This is a genomic window from Sporosarcina sp. P32b, assembly GCF_002743335.1.
In the GTDB taxonomy this organism is placed as follows: Bacteria; Bacillota; Bacilli; order Bacillales_A; family Planococcaceae; genus Sporosarcina.
Window position 1 is genome coordinate 33,881 of record NZ_PDZB01000021.1, and the last position, 21,175, is coordinate 55,055.

At 42.0% G+C, this 21,175-nt stretch carries 13 protein-coding genes; 11 read left to right on the forward strand and 2 right to left on the reverse strand.

Annotated elements, in window-relative coordinates; genetic code table 11:
- The first annotated feature begins 2 nt into the window (after positions 1-2).
- The 6 genes from ilvC (at position 3) to CSV64_RS13235 (ending at position 8,446) form a co-directional block, all read left to right on the forward strand.
- Positions 3-1,037: a ketol-acid reductoisomerase gene (gene ilvC, locus CSV64_RS13210; protein WP_099635051.1), complete on the forward strand. Its 1,035-nt coding sequence runs from the start codon at positions 3-5 to the stop codon at positions 1,035-1,037.
- Positions 1,024-2,565 (forward strand): 2-isopropylmalate synthase, encoded by a 1,542-nt coding sequence (locus tag CSV64_RS13215; RefSeq protein WP_099635052.1) that lies wholly within the window; start codon positions 1,024-1,026, stop codon positions 2,563-2,565. Before ilvC ends, CSV64_RS13215 begins: the two co-directional genes overlap by 14 nt.
- 66 nt (positions 2,566-2,631) lie before the next feature.
- Positions 2,632-3,732 (forward strand): 3-isopropylmalate dehydrogenase, encoded by a 1,101-nt coding sequence (leuB, locus tag CSV64_RS13220; protein ID WP_099635053.1) that lies wholly within the window; start codon positions 2,632-2,634, stop codon positions 3,730-3,732.
- A 144-nt stretch (positions 3,733-3,876) separates the two neighbouring features.
- Positions 3,877-5,289, forward strand: coding sequence for a 3-isopropylmalate dehydratase large subunit (leuC, locus tag CSV64_RS13225; protein WP_099635054.1), 1,413 nt, complete (start codon positions 3,877-3,879; stop codon positions 5,287-5,289).
- Between the two features lie 13 nt (positions 5,290-5,302).
- Positions 5,303-5,887 carry a 3-isopropylmalate dehydratase small subunit gene (gene leuD / locus CSV64_RS13230; protein ID WP_099635055.1) on the forward strand — a complete coding sequence of 195 codons (585 nt, stop codon included), beginning with the start codon at positions 5,303-5,305 and terminating at the stop codon, positions 5,885-5,887.
- 291 nt (positions 5,888-6,178) lie between these two features.
- Positions 6,179-8,446 carry an S-layer homology domain-containing protein gene (locus CSV64_RS13235; RefSeq protein ID WP_099635056.1) on the forward strand — a complete coding sequence of 756 codons (2,268 nt, stop codon included), beginning with the start codon at positions 6,179-6,181 and terminating at the stop codon, positions 8,444-8,446.
- A 361-nt stretch (positions 8,447-8,807) separates the two neighbouring features.
- Here CSV64_RS13235 and CSV64_RS13240 read toward each other — a convergent pair whose 3' ends face one another.
- A complete protein-coding gene (locus CSV64_RS13240) occupies positions 8,808-10,832 on the reverse strand; it encodes an S-layer homology domain-containing protein (protein WP_099635057.1) in 2,025 nt (674 codons plus the stop codon).
- 309 nt (positions 10,833-11,141) lie between these two features.
- On the opposite strand from CSV64_RS13240, the gene CSV64_RS13245 reads away from it, so the two are divergent.
- The 3 genes from CSV64_RS13245 to CSV64_RS13260 all read left to right on the forward strand — a co-directional run bounded on the left by CSV64_RS13245 (position 11,142) and on the right by CSV64_RS13260 (position 16,590).
- Complete coding sequence (locus tag CSV64_RS13245; RefSeq protein WP_099635058.1) at positions 11,142-12,611, forward strand: O-antigen ligase family protein; 1,470 nt, start codon at positions 11,142-11,144, stop codon at positions 12,609-12,611.
- 437 nt (positions 12,612-13,048) lie between these two features.
- A complete protein-coding gene (locus CSV64_RS13255; RefSeq protein WP_143565207.1) occupies positions 13,049-15,319 on the forward strand; it encodes an S-layer homology domain-containing protein in 2,271 nt (756 codons plus the stop codon).
- A 122-nt stretch (positions 15,320-15,441) separates the two neighbouring features.
- The gene (locus CSV64_RS13260; protein ID WP_099635061.1) at positions 15,442-16,590 is read left to right on the forward strand and encodes a polysaccharide pyruvyl transferase family protein; all 1,149 of its coding nucleotides are present in this window, start codon (positions 15,442-15,444) and stop codon (positions 16,588-16,590) included.
- 80 nt (positions 16,591-16,670) lie between these two features.
- On the opposite strand, the gene CSV64_RS13265 is transcribed toward CSV64_RS13260, so the two are convergent.
- A complete protein-coding gene (locus CSV64_RS13265; RefSeq protein WP_233190479.1) occupies positions 16,671-17,345 on the reverse strand; it encodes a LytTR family DNA-binding domain-containing protein in 675 nt (224 codons plus the stop codon).
- A gap of 203 nt (positions 17,346-17,548) precedes the next feature.
- On the opposite strand from CSV64_RS13265, the gene aceA reads away from it, so the two are divergent.
- Both aceA and CSV64_RS13275 read left to right on the forward strand, forming a co-directional pair.
- Entirely contained in the window at positions 17,549-18,829 is a 1,281-nt protein-coding gene (aceA, locus tag CSV64_RS13270) for an isocitrate lyase (RefSeq protein WP_099635062.1), read from the forward strand.
- Between the two features lie 227 nt (positions 18,830-19,056).
- A complete protein-coding gene (locus CSV64_RS13275; protein ID WP_099635066.1) occupies positions 19,057-20,226 on the forward strand; it encodes a pyridoxal-phosphate-dependent aminotransferase family protein in 1,170 nt (389 codons plus the stop codon).
- The last annotated feature ends 949 nt before the right edge of the window (positions 20,227-21,175 follow it).

Consider the following 21,175-nt stretch of genomic DNA (forward strand, 5'->3'; position numbering starts at 1 on the left):
AAATGACGAAAATGTATTATAACCAGGATATCAATGAAGGACTATTAGAAGGAAAAACTATCGCAATTATTGGCTACGGTTCACAAGGGCACGCACACGCACGTAACTTGAAAGATTCAGGATTCAACGTAGTAGTAGGAATTCGTGCTGGAAAATCATTCGACCAAGCGAAATCGGACGGCCTTGAAGCACTTTCAGTAAAAGAAGCTTCTGAAAAAGCAGACTTGATCATGATCTTACTGCCGGATGAAAACCAAAAAGCAGTATACGAAGCAGAAATTGAACCAGCTCTTGCTAAAGGAAAATCTTTAGTATTCGCACACGGTTTCAACGTACACTTCGGTGAAATCAAACCACCTGCTGACGTAGATGTATTCCTAGTAGCTCCAAAAGGACCAGGACATCTTGTACGTAGAACGTTCGAAGCTGGCGGCGGAGTTCCTGCACTATTCGCAGTGTATCAAGACGTATCTGGCCAAGCTAAAGATGTTGCTCTTGCATATGCAAAAGGTATCGGATCTGCTCGTGGTGGTGTTTTGGAAACAACATTCGAAGAAGAGACAGTTACAGATCTATTCGGAGAGCAAGCTGTACTATGTGGTGGCTTAACTTCACTAGTTAAAGCTGGATTCGAAACTCTAGTAGAAGCTGGATACCAGCCTGAACTAGCTTATTTCGAAACATTGCATGAAACAAAACTAATCGTTGACTTAATGTATGAAGGCGGAATGGCTGGAATGCGTTACTCCATCTCTGACACTGCTGAGTGGGGCGATTTCGTTTCTGGACCACGCGTAATCGATGCAGATACAAAAGCACGTATGAAAGATATTCTAACTGACATCCAATCAGGTAAATTCGCAAAAGAATGGATTGAAGAGAATGAAAACGGACGTCCTAATTTCAACGCAATCGAAGAAGCAGAAGCTAAGCACCAAATCGAAGAAGTAGGACAGAAGCTTCGTTCTATGATGCCATTCATCAACGAAGGAGCTAAATCAAAAGAGGAAGAAGTGGTAGCGAGTGAGAAAAATTGATCTTTTCGATACAACTCTTCGCGACGGTGAGCAATCTGCAGGAATTAATTTAAATACGGTAGAAAAATTAGAGATCGCTCGTCAGTTAGAAAAACTTGGGGTAGCAGTTATTGAAGCAGGATTTCCTGCTTCTTCTCCAGGTGATTTCGAAGCCGTTCAACGCATTGCCAATACAGTGAAAAATTCTACTGTTACAGGTCTTGCTAGAGCAATGAAAAATGACATTGATGTCACATGGGAAGCGTTACGTGGCGGAGAACAACCGCATATCCATGTGTTTTTAGCTACATCACCCATTCATATGGAGTATAAGTTAAAGAAGTCTCCGGACGAAGTAGTGGATATTGCAGTAGATGCAGTCAAATACGCCAAACAGTATTTCCCTCTCGTTCAGTGGTCAGCAGAAGATGCTTTCCGTTCTGATAAGGAATACCTTGTACGTATTATTAATCAAGTAATTGCGGCAGGAGCTACGACTATTAATGTTCCGGATACTGTAGGCTATGCAACACCTGCAGAATACGGTGCTCTATTCAAGTATTTGAAAGAGAATGTAACAGGAATAGAGAACGTGAAACTTTCAGCTCATTGCCATGATGACCTTGGGATGGCTGTTGCAAACTCCATTGCGGCAGTTGAGAATGGTGCGGACCAAGTAGAATGTACGATTAACGGTATTGGAGAGCGCGCTGGCAATGCAGCATTAGAAGAAATTGCTGTCGCCATGCACATCCGTAAAGACTTCTACAACATAGAAACTGGGATCAACTTAAAAGAGATCAAAAAAGCTAGTCAGCTTGTTAGCCGGTTGACAGGGGTAGTTATCCAGCCAAACAAAGCAGTCGTCGGAAAGAACGCATTCGCCCATGAATCTGGAATTCACCAGGATGGCATGCTGAAAAACCGTGAGACATACGAAATTATCACGCCAGAATTAATTGGTGAAACGGATATACCGTTAGCATTAGGTAAACACTCCGGACGTGCTGCGTTCAAAGATCGGGCAATGACTATGGGGTTTGAATTGACTGATCACCAATTAAATGAAGCATTTGATGACTTCAAAAAATTAGCAGACCGTAAAAAAGAAATTACAGAAGACGATTTGTTTGTTCTATTTACAGGACAACAATTGGCGGATACGGATACACCGATTTACGAATTGCATAATGTTCAAGTACAATACGGAACGAATAATATTCCGACAGCTACTGTGACAGCGACAGTGCCAAGCGGAGAAACAGTTACTGTGGCAACGACTGGCGCAGGTTCTGTTGAATCAATTTTCAACGCACTGGAATTGGCTGTTAAAGGTGAAGTACTCATTCTCGATTATCGTGTAACATCGATCGGTAAAGGCCGCGATGCACTGGGAGAGGCAGTAGTCAACTTAAGACATAACGGACTCGAGCTTACTGGCCGAGACGTAGCGCAAGACGTGCTAGAAGCGTCTGCAAAAGCTTATTTGAATGCTATCAATCGTCAACTAGTTCGCGAACAATTGCGGAAAGAAGAGTTAATGAAATAAGCAACATATCAAAGGGATAGAGTATTCGATCGAGTGATACGAGATTGATCAAGGAGGAGAAGTTCTATGGAAAAGAAAGTAGCAGTATTACCCGGAGACGGCATAGGACCCGAGGTAGTAGCAGAGGCAGTTAGAGTATTGGAAGTGATCGGCAGACGTTTTAACCATACATTCCATACAGAATATGGACTAATCGGTGGAGCGGCGATTGATGAAAAGAATAACCCACTTCCTAAAGAGACAATTGAGTTATGTGAGTCAAGCGACGCCATTCTTCTAGGAGCAGTGGGTGGTCCTAAATGGGATCAGAATCCATCTGAATTACGACCGGAAAAAGGGTTGCTTGCGATACGTAAACATTTTGATCTATTTGCAAACCTTCGTCCTGTTGCAGCTGTACCTTCTTTGATCCAGGCTTCTCCTTTAAAAGAAGACATCATCAAAGAGGTCGATATGATGATTGTTCGGGAATTAACTGGAGGTCTTTACTTCGGTAAACCGAGCCAGCATACAGATCAATCAGCTGTTGATACGCTTGTATATACGCGCAAGGAGATCGAACGTATTGTCGACAAAGGTTTTGAGTTGGCTCGCCTGCGTAAAGGCAAAGTAACTTCTGTGGACAAAGCGAATGTGCTTGAATCCAGTAAGCTTTGGAGAAAGATTGTAGAAGAGAAGAAAGTACAGTATCCAGATGTAGAAGTAGAACATCAGTTAGTGGATTCTGCAGCAATGAAATTAATAACGAACCCAGCACATTTTGATGTAATCGTTACTGAAAATATGTTTGGAGATATTTTAAGTGATGAAGCGTCTGTCATTACAGGGTCACTTGGATTACTACCTTCAGCGAGTGTGCGTTCAGACGGTTTAGGTTTGTATGAACCAGTTCACGGTTCAGCACCGGATGTAGCAGGTCAGGGAATTGCAAATCCAGCAGCAACTATTCTTTCAGTTGCTATGATGCTAAAGTATTCATTTGGATTGGAAACGGAAGCAACTGCTATTGAAAAGGCTGTTAATACAGTATTTGAAGAAGGTCACTTCACAGCAGATTTAGCTGGTAAGGATCAACGTTCATTAACGACTAAAGAATGGACAGATAAGATTGTAGATGAATTGGATCTTCAGTTCGTTTCCAATAGTATCATGTTCTCGTATATTTAATAAAATACCGCTGTCTTAGTCTCGACATGCACATGAGGGCATACCGAAACTGGTGCGCCCTTTGTGTGTAGCTAGAGAAATGACTGACGAGTTGAATCTGATGCCACACATTCATATGGTAATGGCTTGGAAGGGGAAACAATTATGGCTAAAACAATTATTGAGAAAATATGGGATGAGCATATTGTGTACGAAGAAGAGGGAAAGCCCGATCTACTATATATTGATCTTCATTTAATTCATGAAGTGACATCACCACAGGCATTTGAAGGGTTGCGTCTAGCAAACCGCAAAGTGCGTCGACCGGATCTTTGTTTTGCTACTATGGATCACAACGTTCCGACTAAAAACTTACCGGTAATCAATGACCCAATTGCAAAAAAACAAATTACAACACTTGCAAAAAACTGTGAAGAGTTTGGCGTTCAATTGGCTGATATGGAACATCCTGACCAAGGAATTGTACATATTATTGGTCCAGAGCTTGGATTGACACAGCCAGGAAAGACCATTGTTTGTGGTGACAGCCATACCTCAACACACGGTGCATTCGGAGCGATTGCATTCGGAATCGGGACAAGTGAAGTAGAGCATGTATTATCTACACAAACACTATGGCAAGGTAAACCGAAAACGATGGAGATCCGCGTGACAGGTAAAATCGGCTTTGGCGTAACAGCTAAAGATATTATACTGGCAATTATTTCGAAGTTTGGAATTGGTGTGGGTACTGGTCATATCGTCGAGTACACAGGGGAAGCAATTCGTGGACTTACAATGGAAGAGCGTATGACAATATGTAATATGTCCATTGAAGCGGGAGCAAAAGCAGGTTTAATTGGCCCAGACGAAACAACAATCAATTATCTACGTGGTCGCCGGTATGCACCACAAGGCGAAGAATTTGAAGCGGCAGCAGAGCGTTGGCTCGCATTGAATACGGACGAAGGTGCAGTATATGATCAAGTTCTTGAAATTCATGCAGACGAAATCGAGCCATTTGTAACGTGGGGAACGAACCCATCTATGGGATCTGGAATTTCAGCTAACATTCCTACAACTGCAGACTATGTATCTGAAACAGACAAATCCGCACTTCGTTCCGCGATGGAATATATGGGACTTGAAGAAGGAATGGCGTTAACCGATATTGAAATACAACACGCATTTATTGGTTCATGTACAAATGCGCGTCTTAGCGATTTAGAAGCAGCGGCGAATGTGGTAAAAGGTAAACACGTTCATCCGACTGTAACTGCAATTGTCGTACCAGGTTCACGCACTGTGAAAAAGCAGGCGGAAGATATCGGTCTCGATAAAATCTTCACCGATGCAGGTTTTGAGTGGAGAGAGTCAGGATGTAGTATGTGTTTAGCTATGAATGATGATGTAGTACCAGCCGGCGAGCGCTGTGCTTCTACATCCAACCGCAACTTTGAAGGACGCCAAGGTGCAGGCTCACGCACACATCTAGTCAGCCCATCCATGGCTGCAGCGGCTGCTCTACACGGACATTTCGTAGATGTTCGTAAAATTGATGCAGCTGTGCAAATTTGAGGAGGGTATTCAGATGGAACCAATTAATAAAATAGAGAGTGTACTCACTCCGTTAGATAAAAATAACGTTGATACAGATCAGATCATTTCCAAGGAATTCTTAAAACGTATTGAGCGTACTGGCTTCGGGCAATATTTATTCTATCACTGGCGTTTTCATGCAGATGGCACAAAAAATGAAGAGTTCGTGTTGAATGATCCTCGATACGATGGTTCAACTATCCTCGTTGCACATGAGAACTTCGGCTGTGGATCATCCCGTGAACACGCACCTTGGGCAATTTTAGATTACGGCTTCCGTGTAGTCATTGCTCCAAGCTTTGCAGATATCTTCTACAGTAACTGCTTCAAAAACGGAATATTACCGATTACGTTATCTGTTGCAGAAATTGATGAATTTTTACACAAAGGGAAAGAAGCCCCGTATACATTAACAGTTAGTCTTGAAGACCAGACTGTAGCGGGCGAAGATGGGTCGGTGTATAGCTTCAATATCGATCCATATTCTAAAAAAATGTTATTAAATGGTTGGGATGAGATTTCGCTAACATTCCAATATGAAGACAAGATTACAGAATACGAACAGAAGCATGCATGATTCAAAACAGTTCATCGCTTACTTAGCGTGAACTGTTTTTTTACGTATTCGGGTACCTTGAGGAAAAGTAAAAATAAAGTGTGAAACTTTGAAACTAATTCTGTCTTTTCGCGTCTGTACGGTACGGTTGCGCAGAATAGAAAAGAGGCCTTAGTAAGTAGCACCGCAAAATGGTATGGAATATTCCTCCTTTACGATGAAAGTCCAAATGAAATGTTTGATATGCTATAATTGTCGAAGGAAACTACATACTAAAACTAAGACAATCAGAGAGTGGGGTTGATTTTAAAGATGTCCAGCGCATCAAAGAAAAGTACATTCGCAATTTTAAATTCATTTCTAATCGCGACGTTAGTATGCTTCATTGCACTCCCAATTAATGCGCAAGCAGAAACGGTAAACCAGCGTTTCTCCGATGTCAGCAATGAATATTGGGCAAAGGATGAAGTAACACAACTCGTGGAAGAAGGAATCATTAACGGGTATCAAGATTTACAATACCGTCCGGGAATTAGCATCAAACGTGGGCAAGCTGCAAACTTGCTGACTGCTGCATTGAAACTGCCTGAAGCTCCCTATCAGCCGATATTCAAGGATGTCAGCGCGAAATCCTCCCACTTACGCGGTGCCATGTCTACTTATCAAGAAGGCATATTTAGAGGGAAGCCCGATGGAAACTTCGGTGTTAGTGATGAATTAACACGTGAACAAATGGCAAGTGTGTTAGTTAATGCATTTAAATTAAAAGACACAGGTGAAAAAGTATACTTTACGGATGAGAAAAGTATTAGTGAATCTCACAGATATGGCGTAAAAGTACTGATGCAGCACGGTATTACAACAGGTAAAGAGGATGGATCTTTTGCGCCGAAACTTTCCGTAAACCGTGGTTCATTCGCTGTATTCCTACATAGAGCAATGATTCAAGCAGGACTGCTCGAAAAAAAGCAACCGATTGTTTTCAATAAAACACAAACTATGGGGAAATTTGAACCCATTCGTTTTAATCAATATCTTACGGAAGTGCCCTTGACACAAGAAGGACAGACGTACTTGCGTTCAAACCATTACATGTCTTTATCAGCTAAACGGGTAAAAGCACATGGACATGCAACGGATCATATTTATGTCTATGGTGTCAGTGAAAGAAAAAGCACGAGAGTCACTGTAACGAAACGAGAATTGCCAAACGGTGATTACTTTACATTCGTTGAGTTAAGAAACCCGGACCGTCTGCCGATCCGTGTCGATTTGGTACGTATCGATGGAGATATACAAACGAATACAATCGAACGATTTGATAAATTTCCAATGAAAAAAGATGTCGATGATACATTCGGATTCGATATAGCTACTTCGCCAGTTGGTGTTCTCGAAACGATTTCACAACAAGGTACTGGACAGCAAATGATTTCCAAAACATATCGTTCACGTGAACTGGAGTTAAAGTATCGTAATGGTGCAGTCAGCCGGACGCGTGAACTTCAGGACGAGAAAGAATCTTACAGCAATATTTTAATGGGCAATAATCGTGTGTCAGTGTATGAATTGAATTCTAGAGGATACGATGTGGTGGATCAATGGTATCTTTCATCCAATAAAAAGTTGTTCTCGTCGAAGGAAAGATTGGATTCATGGCTTCGTGAATCTATTACCAACTATAAAAAGCGTAACAAATGGTATACAGCTGAAGGTCCATACAATAAAATGGCAACAACTATCGAACCAATGCCTGCTTCAGGGCGAGGATATGGTCGAAATTTACTTCTAGTAAAAGAAGATCGTGTCATGTTGTTATACAATCAAACGAAAGAACGCTATTATGAAGATATTTTGCATAACTCCTTTACGAACTTAGCTGTCTTCAGAGGAAGTAAGCCATATTGGGAAACTGAAGTGACGAGTACGTATTTGACGAATTTATATAACTTCACAGCACCTTTCGTCGATACGCGCTTCAATGAACAGATTGCCTTATTCCTTTATAATGGAGGAAAAGCATTCAATCATACAGATTATAATGAAGGTTTGCGAAACTATGCGAACCTACTTGTACAGCAGCATAGGAAAGGGAATGTAAATTTCTTGTCTCCAACTGCCTATTATATCCCGGATTACTTCCCAGCAAAATCACAGGTGAAGACCCATACGTCAATGAACCATTTACTTGGTGGCATGAATATTCTCTTGCTTGCGTTCCAGGAGTTCAATGATCCCGTCTATTTGGAAAATGCCAGTGCCATCGAAAAAGCGATTCGCTTCGAAGAAAAGAACTGGACCCGTTCTAATGGGGACATTTGGTACAAACGTGCTCCAAATGGTCAGTTTTCAGGAACAGACTATGTTCATTTGACATTGGAAGACTTAATTCACTCTTATGAGAAATGGTCACAAATCGATCAATCGAAAGCCAAAGTATTTGAGCGGATGATTAAGTCGAAAGCTGGTTATTTAAACAGTACGAAAAAAGGGTATACGACCAAGATCAAAGAAGGTCTGAAACGTATTAACATGTCTAACTTATTGCCTGCAGGTAAAGAGTATACAGACGCGTTATAATAATGAAGACACCATCTCCGTTCGAATAGGAGATGGTGTTTTTGTTATTTTGGGGAAGAATTAAGGGGGATGGCAATGTTGATTGACGTTTCGGGTTAACCTTCTGAAGAGTAATAGAGCGGTTACTAACAGGCATAGAGCGCTTGCCCATATTCATAGAGCGATGTATTAATTAGATAGAGCGCTTTCGAGGGATCATAGAGCACCTCTGAAAGTTTTATGAGCGGATATCGTGGAACTATGAGCGTTTCCTCTTAATGAAATGACAGTAAGCGACTGCGGATCAATCAACATGGATTACTCTTCACACTAAAAACCACCAACTCCAAAGCTTCCGGAGATGGTGGTTTCTAGTGTGTATTTAATTAACGAGCGTCACTAGATCGGAACGGATCCAGCCGTATGGTTCGTTGATTTGTTGCGTACCTGGATTACTATCCATTCGCACCTTGTACCAAACGAAGCCATCCGCGCCTGTCGTGCGATCTGTAACAATCAACGGATAACCGAATGCGGCTAGATTGCCTGGATGCTTAGGCTTGTATGAGAATAGAATATTATTTCTATTCACCGCTTCAGGGCTTGTCCGGATATTGACCGCAGTATTGCCGGTGTATGAAATCACAGCTAATTGCGCTTGGTTTGCATCTTTATTCCCGAGGAACTGATCGATCCGCCACATATGGCCGGCAATCTTGCTTCCCCAGAAAGGATCGGATGCATACTTCATATTGAAACCAACTGCTTTATTACCGGGAGCTGCACCATTGGCATAAGCGCCAAGTGGATTCGCATAGTTTAAGTTGATGTAGCGAGTGATGAATGCATCGACACTTCTCGTAGGGTTTCCGTAGACTTCACCTTTATCCGGAGAAGAGTCGAATACGCGGATGCCGAAAATATTGTTTTTCTGCTGAGCATTGCCGCTCATTCCGTAATCACTCTCATGTATAGCGGTTGCTAAGATGAACATCGCATTCACATTATGCTGTTTCTCCATTTGTTTCACATACGTACCCAGTCCAATTAATTTCGACTTGGATGTAGCATTTTTATAGCGTGCAATACCTGTCTTCTGTCTTGCTTGTAATGCGTTAGAAATAAAACGATCCAGTTCCTGTCCTGTGTAAGTGGAAGGCTGGCGCACCGATTGGAATTGGAAGTACGGATAATAGGTAATCGTTGCTGCGCCGTTTAATTCTTTAAAATGAACTCCATCGTTACTCGTATAGGTCTGTCCTTTTTTCATTGCAGGAGAAGCAGGGCCTACTGTATACTCTGCGTAACTACCTTTATATTGTTTCGTTTTTGCATCGTATGTACGATAATAGGGTTGGTGAAGTAGTAAGCCATCACTTGTTACTTTATATTGGCTTGCACCTTTTGATAACAGTGAAGGGATTAGATCAATTTCTGCGTGTTTCGCATAATAGGTATAGCCGCCTACGTCTACGACAATGCGTTCAGGGCTACTGCCTATATAGTCTAGTTCATACCCTTTTTGCACATATGTCACTTCGTTTTTTAATGCAGGATCACTATATAATGACGTATATTGCTTAGGGTTTTCTGAAGCAAACGCCTGACCTGACTTCATTTTGATAATTTTATTATTAACGGAAATGGTCTGAACGATAGAAGATGCATTATATGCAGCCAATGCGTCTTCAAACGTGATGTATGATTCATCTGTTACATTCAGCTGACTGTTGGAAATCGAGCTAACTTTATGCACTTTAGGATTTTCCGTGCCGCCAACATTCGTCGGAGGACGGGTACTACCTTTTCCATCAGCTACTGCGAACATACGGAATAAAAATGCAGAAGCATGAGCAATCGTTGCGTTACTTGTAGGTTTGAAATACCCTTGATCGCCTCGTATGATATTCAATGAAGAAGCCGCAGAAACAGCCGGTATGAAATTCGACGAGATTTTCTTGCTATCTTTAAATTGAACGGTAGTTGAATTGACAGGGATATTGAGGAAGCGGAATGCTTTAAATATCATGCCTGCCATTTGCTGTCGGGTAATCTGCTGACTCGCTTTAAATGTACCATCGGGATATCCAGCTAAAATTCCAGCGCCTGCAGCGTTTTGAATTTCAATTGTGCGGGAATGGTTTGCTGTTAAATCTTTAAAGGTATATCTTGTCGAAGCAGGTAATTCGAGTGAACGTGCCAAATACGAAGCAAATTCTCCTCGTGTCACCGCACGATTCGGATAGACATTCCCTTTGGCGTCCTTTTGAATTACTCCTTTATCTACCCAAAATGTCAGCTCTTGCTGCATTTGGTGACCAGTGAAATCATTTGCACTCGCCACCGGTGTGAAGATAGGAGAAGCGACTAAAAGTAAAAGTGTCAGTAATGTAATCAAACGTTTCAAATCAAAACCTCCTATATAAATCTCCTACTATTGTAGCAGAAAGGGCTAGTATTGGTAAGCACCTTTTGGTATATTAATAGACTATTATTATAATAAACTCCTATATGGTAGGGGGTGTATATAGATCGATAGGGTGAAAGTGCATACTAATTATGTAAATTACTCATTCACGTTGAAATACCAAATATAGCAATAAACGACAATCTACAATTATTCGAAAAGATGCAACGAATGCTTTCACTATTCCGTCCTAGATAGTGATATAATGCAACAAGGAACTAGCAAGCGTAGAAAGGGTTTTATAGACTAATGAATATATGGAAACAGCGAGTAGATAAATACTCCACAAGTACAATACTGATTGCAGTAGCTGTGATGCTCATTGCATTATTGTTACCGTCAAAAATAGCATTGCTGGGAACGGCCTTATTTTTTGTCTTATTTTCTATTATTAAACCACAGCAAAGTATTCTATTTCTGGTCATCTACGTCAACATACGACCATTTTTGCTGGAAGTGAATAGTGGACTGAAATTGATAGGAGACTTAATAATATTTGTCGTATTTGCGTGGACTTTGTTCCATTACCGGCATAATCTCCGTTCTTTATTTACATTCAAATGGTTTGAGTGGTCCTACTTCGCCTTTATTTTATTTGGCTCAATCGTAGGATTCCTAAACGACGTCACCCCTACATCTATCATTTTCCAAGTTCGAACATTTTTGATTATGTATTTGCTATACTACATCATTTCAAGAATGACGTTGACGAACAAATGGTTGCAACAACTTGCCTGGACGACGGTTTGGTTGAACATTGTGATGTCGCTTCATGGCTTAGTAGAAAAACTGTCATTGCGACAGTTACTGCTACCTGAAGAATGGAAGTATAAAGTTTTATCTGCAACAAATGCTGTGCGTATTTACGGACTTACCGGTAATCCTAACTCTTTGGCATTATCTCTGTTTTTCGGGATTATCGGGATCGTTTATTTGCAACATGTCTACCAGCAAAATAAATACAAATGGACATTCCGTGTTTTGCTCGTATTGTTCTTCGGTATTCTAGTTCTTACCTATTCAAGAGGAACTTGGATTTCCGCAGTAGTGTTCGGTATAGTCTTCATTCTCATGACAAGAAAATGGTATCTCTTGAAGCGATTGGTGATTGCAGGTGTTGCATCAATTATCCTGATATATTATCCAGTTAACCTAGCTGTACAATATATACAAACGTTGGGTGTAGAAATAGAAGAGAAGCCTGACGGAGCTGGAAGTATCGGTGGCCGCTTCGGCGAAACATTTGATGAGAAAAACTTAGCGCTCATGACTGAAAGCGGACGATTCTTCTATATAAGTAAAGGGTTTGAGATCTTCAGCGATCATCCTATAACGGGTACCGGATTCGGTTCATTCGGTGGTTCGGCTACTTTGTCGTACGGTTCACCGATTTATGATCACTATGGCATCAGTTCGGATATCTATGGCGGGAAGTATTTTTATTCAGATAATCAATATATTCAAGTCATTGCAGAAACCGGTGTAATCGGTGTATTGATTTTTGCGCTCTTCTTGCTTAGTATGCTGTGGTACTTCTGGAAATCACGACACACGAATTTCGGTGTGTTTATGATTGCGCTATGGTTTTCAACAGGCGTTTCCGGAATGTACTATAATATTTGGGAACTAAAGATGTATACTTTGTTCTACTTTATCTTGCTTGGCGCATTTGTTGCGTTTAGCAAGCAGCGAGACACATCGAAACCTACGAATGGTTAATCCATTCGTAGGTTTTTTTATTTGGTTTGTTCGTTTTTATGTAGGTGATCATAGTAACGGCTTTTTCGCTCATTGTTCTTGTGGGACCGCTCTATGCTGTATGGGATTCGCTCAATGTCGGCTGCTATCCGCTCAACGTTACTCGGAATTTGCTCAATGTCCACCGCCATCCGCCCAATATCACTTGCTACCCGCTCATATCCATCAACCGCCCACCCCAAAACATCAAAACTCCAATCCGCCACCTCAACGAAAACCCAATATCACTCTTAAATTCCATAAACCCTCTTTTTTCTACTTATTTCGTTCAAACGGTACATGAAAACATAGGCCTAATTTGATAGACTATAGATTGATAAGAGTAGGAAAGGTGGAGTTGTGTTATCGTACAAAATACTTTGCTGTCTCGCACGAAGCGGAAAGTAGTCGTTACCGCTATGTCAGCAGCTATGCTAATTTCATTGCCATTTTCAGCGGCAGCAAGCACGAAAGTTGTTTCTAGTTACCCCGTGTCTTCAGGTGTTACCTATTCTCACTATACATATTCAGCAAGTAGTCACATCAATCACATAGGCGTTGATCTGAGTGACCCGTTCACGAAACTGAAAATGGGTCTTCCCGCACCTATATCAAAAACGGCGCCTACATTGACTTTGGCAAACCGAGATTCTAAAGAAGGCCATCGCGTTGTAGGTGCAGTAAACACTTCGTTCTTCGATATGAAGACAGGTATGCCGATGTATCTGTTATCCGAAGGCAATGAAATCGTGAATGGCGGCGTCATCTCGAGTGCAAGCTCATATTATGTCAGCCATCCGATTGCGTTTGGTGTAACGAGTAACGGTCTTTCAGAAATTGATTATTTTAATCTAGGAATTGAAGTTGGAGTCAATGGCAACACCTTTCAAATGACGGGTCTGAACCGTGAGCGTCAGGCAGATGAAACGATCGTCTTTACCCCGCAACATGTGAAAAACACGACCGGTTCCAATGAATACGGTATTGAATTAGTTGTTGAAACGAGTGCGCCGATCACATCAACACATTACGGACAGCAACTTCAAGGTAAAGTGGTTAACATACGTGGTTATGGAGATAAAAAAGCAGTAACTATACCGAAAAATGGTTTTGTCGTATCCATTCATGGGAAAAAAGGATTGGATCGCTTTAAGTCCGTTGCTGTTGGAGATCCGCTAGCATTGAATCTATCGATTGATGATAAATGGAAAGACTCTGAATTCATGATGGCGAGTGGTCCGATGCTTGTTAAAGACGGACAACGTCATATCACTATGGATACGAATAACTGGCGTGCGACAGCCAAGACGGCAAGAACGGCTATTGCGATTAGTAAAGATAAAAAACAAGTGCAGATGGTGACGGTTGATTCAAGAGCTGGATATAGTAACGGCATGACATTGACTCAATTTGCAGATTACCTTGTATCTCAAGGATATGACCGCGCGTTGAACTTTGACGGTGGCGGTTCCACTACGATGGGAATTCGTAACTACGGTAGTAACCAAGTCGTGTTGGCTAATCGTACATCCAATTCTACACAACGTAACATCTCAGCTATTCTTGAAGCAGTAAGTACTGCACCAACAGGACAACCAGCATACGTAAGTGCTTCCCGGTCACAAATGGGGGAGATGTTAGTCGGTGCAACTGCTGACTTGAAAATCAATCATGTATTGGATGCGCATTATAATCCCATTGTGCCGAACGCATCCCAAGTGAAGACGACATCTGCAAAAGGAACGGTTGAAGGAACAGGTCTGACATATAAAGCAGTTCAGGCAGGAGAAGATCGTATCAGCGTCAACTATGGATTGGCTGAACAATCTTTCCCCGTCACGGTCATTGACCAGCCTGCGAGACTTGATGTGAAATCTACTGCAACTAGCGTCAAGCCAGGGGAGAAAATCACATTTACTGCGACACCGGCAGATGCTTCTGGAAAACCGATCATCTATCAACCGCACCAATTAGTATGGAGCGTTACCAATGATCTGGGTTCCATCACTTCTTCTGGAACATTTACGGCAACGAAAGCAGGAAAAGGCCAAGTGCAGGCGACTCTAGGTAAGAAAGTGATCTCTGTACCAGTTGAAGTGAAGTCCACTGAAGCTCCGCCTAAACCAGTGGAGCCTGTGCCACCTATTATAGATAATCCAAGTAATGAATTATTTAAAGATGTACCGATGTCTTATGCTTACGCGACAGAAATCTATTTCCTACGGGATCGCGGTATCATCAATGGAGACACGGACGGAACATTCAATCCTGGTAATACGTTATCAAGAGAGCACGCGGCATTAATTTTAAGTCGAGCGTTCAATTTACCACTAGCAGAGGAAGCGAGAAGAGAGTTTAGTGATGTTCCAAAGACACATCGCTATTACAATGAAATCAGTGCCATCGCCAATGCTAATATCGTCGGCGGCCATTCTGACGGGACATTTGATCCAACAGGACAATTGACTCGTTCGCAGATGGCGATGATTTTAGTCAAAGCCTATAGTTTAGAAGGAGAGTCTACGAAGAAATTCATAGACGTCTCACCGCAACATGGCGCGTACAAGCAGATTCATATTTTGGCGAACCACGGAATTACTACTGGGAATGAAAAAGGCGAATTCATGCCAGGTAAACCGGTCAATCGTGCCCAATTCAGTGCATTCCTATATAGAAGTATAGCGAAGTAATTATAGAAGCCTTCCATTCCTTGGCATGTCCTTGGTTTGGAAGGCTTCTCTGTCTTTTGAATACACTATAAAAGGTCACTCTGCTATACTTATATCAAATGAACTGTAGAGGATGGTATAAATTGAAAATAGGAATAGTAGGGAACTATGGAAATGACAATAACGGCGATGAAGCCATTTTATTGAGTCTCATTTCACAAGTTACATCGACCTTCAATGTCCCAAGCGACGTCATTACGGTATTCAGCAATAACCCGAAGCAAACTGCGAAACGCTATCAAGTGATGAGTGCACCTTTATATTATAAAAAGGGTAACGCGGTGAAAACGTTCGGTGCCACGTATCTTCAAAACAAAAAGATCGTTAAAACATTCGACTTGCTCATTATAGGCGGTGGCGGAATTTTAATGGATCTTTATAAACGCGAAGCACCATTATATGGATCGTACGCTATGATGGCTAAGAATTCTGGCGTTCCGTATGTCATTTACGGCTGTGGAGCAGGTCCTCTTAATAGCGAGCTAGGTAAATGGTTCATCCGTTACATGGGCAAACATGCTGAGAGTATTTCAGTGAGAGATCCTGAATCAGCTGATTTATTGAAGGCAGTAGGCGTACAAAAACCTGTAGAAGTGATAGGGGATCCAGCGTTTTCATTAAAACGTGAGCGCAAAGCGACAGCTGATCGTCCACTGAAAATCGGTATTACAGCTGTACCTTATTATCATGCGGGGTACTGGCCGGAGAGTAAGGAAGATATCTATCAACAGTATATAGAAGGAATGGCGAGAAATTTAGATGAACTGGCCGCTAAACAGCCTGTTGAAATCACATTCTTCGCGACCAAGTTCCCTCAAGACGCCGATGTTACGAAAGATATTCAATCCTTAATGAAGGAAGCGGAAAAGACTACGGTTATCGATCGTAATCTATTACCCGTTGACTTACTGCAAATTTCCGCTGAACAAGATATCGTAATCGGCACAAGACTACACTCGTTAATCTTAGCTACATGTACGGCAACACCTGTCATAGCTGTTTGTTACCATCACAAAGTGACAGACTTCATGAAACTTGCTGACCTATCAGAAGTGGCGATTCCAATCGGTGAAATGCATAAAGCAGACGACCACTTCTCTAAAGCCTTTGATTCACTGGCGGTAGATTGGAAAGAGACGTGTGCTAAAACTGAAAAACTTTCCGCTTCATTATATGAAGAAGCAATGAAAGGGACAAAACAATTTACGGACGCAATTAAAAAGAACAAATAAAAAAGCATATGAAATGAATCATATGCCCCGGCTGAAGGTCCATCCTAAATAAATAGGAATGGTCTTCAGTCTTTTTTATATTAAAATCCTAAAAGCGCTCGCACTTCATTTAAATATGTCTGACTTACTGGTAGCTCCGTACCGTCAATCAGTTTAATCACAAGATTCGAAGAGAAATCCCGCGAAATCTTTTCAATACAATTCATATTAATAATATACGAACGATGAATTCGTAAGAAATTCCTCGGCAAACGAAGGTGTAAATCTTTCAGCGTGAAACTAATATTATAATTATCGCCCGCTGTGTAAAACCACGTCTTCTTATGTAAACTTTCTACATAACTAACCTGATCCAATGGAATAGGGAACCACTCGTCCTCTTTCTTCCCTGTTAGAAATTGTAACTGATCTTTCTTGAGTACGTGGAAGTTAGGGGGAAGGATAATGATTAACGCACCATTTTCACCTTGTACATCAATAGGATAGCCAATACCGAAGTACGATGTACCATAAAGAGAATTATCCATGACGACTTCCACTTTCCGCTGATCTTTGATCGTAACTTCAGCAATACTGCCCGTCTGGATATGCTGACCTTCCCGCAAATGAATATCATGCATGCCTGGAACGTAATAAATATAGTGATCAGAAACGGCAATAGCTATAGAAGCGTCTTTTGGAACCCAGTCTTCCAATACAGAAGCGTATTGATTCAGAATTTTCTTCGGGATATCGATATTTTCCATAATCTTCATAAAATCCCCTTTTTATATAGTTATATTCCAATGTATGCCCTTTCATCCATTCTACCATTCTTTCATCCGCTAAAAAAGCCTTTTTGTCGAAATGGACTGACAATTCTGATTGACTGTTATATAGTAATAACTAACGAAGGAAGCTGTTATGAAACAGACTGTAACAGTTACCAGTCGAAAAACCTGGAAGGTGTGAAGTTATAATGTCAACTAGACAAGAACAAATTGCACAATTAGAGAAAAGCTGGGCCGAGGATAGCCGTTGGAAAGGAATCAAACGTAACTACTCTGCTGAGGATGTAGTTAAACTAAGAGGTTCACTTCTAATTCAAAATACACTAGCTGAAAAGGGGGCTGCTCGCCTTTGGGAATCTCTTCATGAAGAAGATTTCATTAATGCACTAGGTGCACTAACGGGTAACCAAGCAGTTCAACAAGTTAAAGCTGGTCTACAAGCTATCTATCTAAGCGGATGGCAAGTTGCTGCTGATGCAAACCTTGCAGGACAAATGTATCCTGACCAAAGTTTATATCCAGCAAACTCTGTACCTGCAGTTGTTAAGCGCATCAACCAAGCACTTCAACGTGCTGACCAGATCGACCATGCAGAAGGCCGCGAAGACGGATTTAACTGGTTCGCTCCAATCGTTGCTGACATGGAAGCTGGTTTCGGTGGTCCATTGAACGTGTTCGAACTAATGAAGGGCATGATCGAAGCTGGAGCTGCTGGTGTTCACTTGGAAGACCAATTAGCATCAGAAAAGAAATGTGGACACTTGGGTGGTAAAGTACTTCTTCCAACTCAAAACGCAGTTCGTAACCTGACAGCTGCACGTCTAGCTGCTGACGTACTAGGTGTTGATACAGTAATCATCGCTCGTACGGACGCTGACGCTGCTGACATGGTAACTAGCGACATCGATCCAATCGACGCTCCATTCATCACTGGAGAGCGCACGAATGAAGGATTCTTCAAAACTACTCCAGGTATCAAGCAAGCAATCGCACGCGGACTTGCTTATGCTGAATACGCTGACCTAGTATGGTGTGAAACTTCTCACCCATCACTTGAAGAAGCGCAAGAATTCGCTGATGCAATTCACGCGAAATTCCCTGAAAAAATGCTTGCATATAACTGTTCACCATCATTCAACTGGAAAGCGAATCTTGATCAAGAAACAATCGCGAAGTACCAGGTTGAACTTGGTAAGATGGGCTACAAGTTCCAGTTCGTAACACTTGCTGGTTTCCACTCATTAAACCACAGCATGTTCGAATTGGCACACGGTTACAAAACTCGCGGAATGGCTGCTTACTCAGAGCTTCAGCAAGCTGAGTTTGAAAATGAATCAAAAGGATATACTGCTACTCGTCACCAACGTGAAGTTGGAACAGGTTACTTTGACGAAGTTACACAAGTTATCTCTGAAGGACAATCTTCAACAACTGCTATGTCTGGTTCAACTGAAACAGCACAGTTCTAATAGCAACACTGCATTACCGAGTGTGACTTTTGGGAGAAAGTCTCGTTCGCTTCAACAAAAGGGGTATTCATATGATAACGAAGTCACAACATCTTTAACTAGATGAAGTGAATTATGGAGAGAATTGGATAAATACATCCAATTCTCTCCTTTTCTTTTATTTGAAATAGTTAGATAGTTTGTATAGTATATGAGATATGTACTTCATTATGAGGAGGATTTAAATGATGAGAAATAAAGAAATGTTGTTAATCCCTGGACCCACGCCAGTAGTGGATTCTATCTATGATGCAATGGCGAGTGAGACATGGTCACATACGGATCCACGTTTTGTGAAAATCTATAAACATACTATTGATCAGACAAGAGAGATCTTTAATACAGACGGTGAGGTATTTGTGGTTGCTGGTTCAGGAACGATCGGAATGGAAATGGCAATTGTCAATACGATTGCAGAAGGAGAAAAACTTCTCGTCGTCAGCCAAGGCTACTTTGGAGACCGCTTTATTAAATTAGGACAAGCATTCGGTATTCAAGTAGATGTATTGCAATCCGAATGGGGGCAGCAAGTGTCGCCTGAAGAAATTGATGAGAAATTGTCTGAAGGTAATTATAAAGCAGTTACTGTGACACATGCAGATACTTCAACAGGTGTACGAATTGATTTGGAAGCAGTTGTGCCCGTAATTAAGAAGCACGGTGCTCTTGTCATCGTTGACGGTGTTTGTGCAACAACTGCAATGGATGAGGATATGAGTAAAGAATACGGCGGAGCAGGCAACACAGTCGACATCGTCTTGACTGGCTCACAAAAAGCGATTGGTGTTCCACCAGGTATTGCGCTTGTAGCGTTCAATCAGAAAGCTTTGGATGCACGTGCCGCTATGGAACGTGTGCAAGCTTACTATTGTGATATTTATAATTGGATTCCGGTCATGCATGATCCTTCAAAATACTTCGCAACGCCGGCAGTAAACTTAGTGTATGCGCTAGAAGAAGGGCTACGTATCGTATTGGAAGAAGGATTAGACGCACGTATTCGACGCCATCAAGCATTCGGTCGCGCTGTCCGTCAGAGTTTAGCAGTCTATGGTATGAAGGCAATTGCTTCAGAAGAAGTGGCGGCACCGACGTTGAGCTGCATTTTGTATCCTGAAGGGATTGATGACGGGAAGTTCCGTGCGGCTATGGCGGACAAGGGGACTGTTCTATCCGGCTCGCTCGCTCATTTAGCGGGAAAGGCGTTCCGTATCGGGCATATGGGGAATACAACAGCCGATATGTTGGAGAAGGCGGTTATGCAGATTGGTGAAACGTTGAATGAAATGGGTCATGAGGTAGATATTTCTAAGGCGCAAAATATTTTTGCGAAAGAGGTTAATCAGCTGACTGTATAGTGTGTGGATCCGTTATGAGGAGTTTACTTCTTGTAACGGATTTTTGTTTGTTTTATTATTTTGTCTTCGTGAGTAAGCGGGGGAGTTCATGGTTTAGCTGGCAATGTAAGTGGCAAGTTCATTGTCGCCACTTCGGTGCTGGTGGATGGCTTTCGCGAGGAGCCATAGACAGGAAGTTCGCCTGTCTTTGTCTCCTCGCTATGCCTACCACAGCAGGCGCCTTCGTTGGAGTGTGGGTAGGGCAGTTCGGGTAGGTATTTTTACACGTTGAAGTGCTGTCGGATTACGTTTCTGTTTAAAGTACGTAATAAGCGGCACTGAGTTGTGGTTCTTGCACGTGCTTATTCTCTTCCTGTTTAATCAGTAGTTTGTGGTTTAGCTTTCTATGTAAGTGGCGAGTCCATTGCCCTCACTTCGGCGCTGGTGGATGGCTTTCGCGAGGAGCCATAGACAGGATAGTGCGCCTGTCTTTGTCTCCTCACTACGCCTACCACAGCAGGCGCCTTCGTTGGATTGGGTGTACGGCAGTTCGGGTAGGTATTTTTAATCGTGAAAGTGCTGTTGGATTACGTTTCTGTTAATTGTGCGTAATAAGCAGTGTTGGATTGTGGTTCTAGCACGTGCGTTTTCTTTTCCTATTTAATCAGGAGGTTGTGGTTTAGCTGCCTATGTAAGTGGAGAACTCATTGTCCCCACTTCGGCGCTGGTGGATGGCTTTCGCGAGGAGCCAAAGACAGGATAGTGCGCCTGTCTTTGTCTCCTCGCTACGCCTACCACAGCAGGCGCCTTCGTTGGAGTGTGGGTAGGGCAGTTCAGGTAGTTGTTTTTCCTCGTTGAAGTGCTATCAGATTACGTTTCTGTTTAGAGTTCGTAATAAGCGGCATTAAGTTGTGGTTCTTGCACGTGCATTTTCTTTTTCCTATTTAATCAGGAGGTTGTGGTTTAGCTG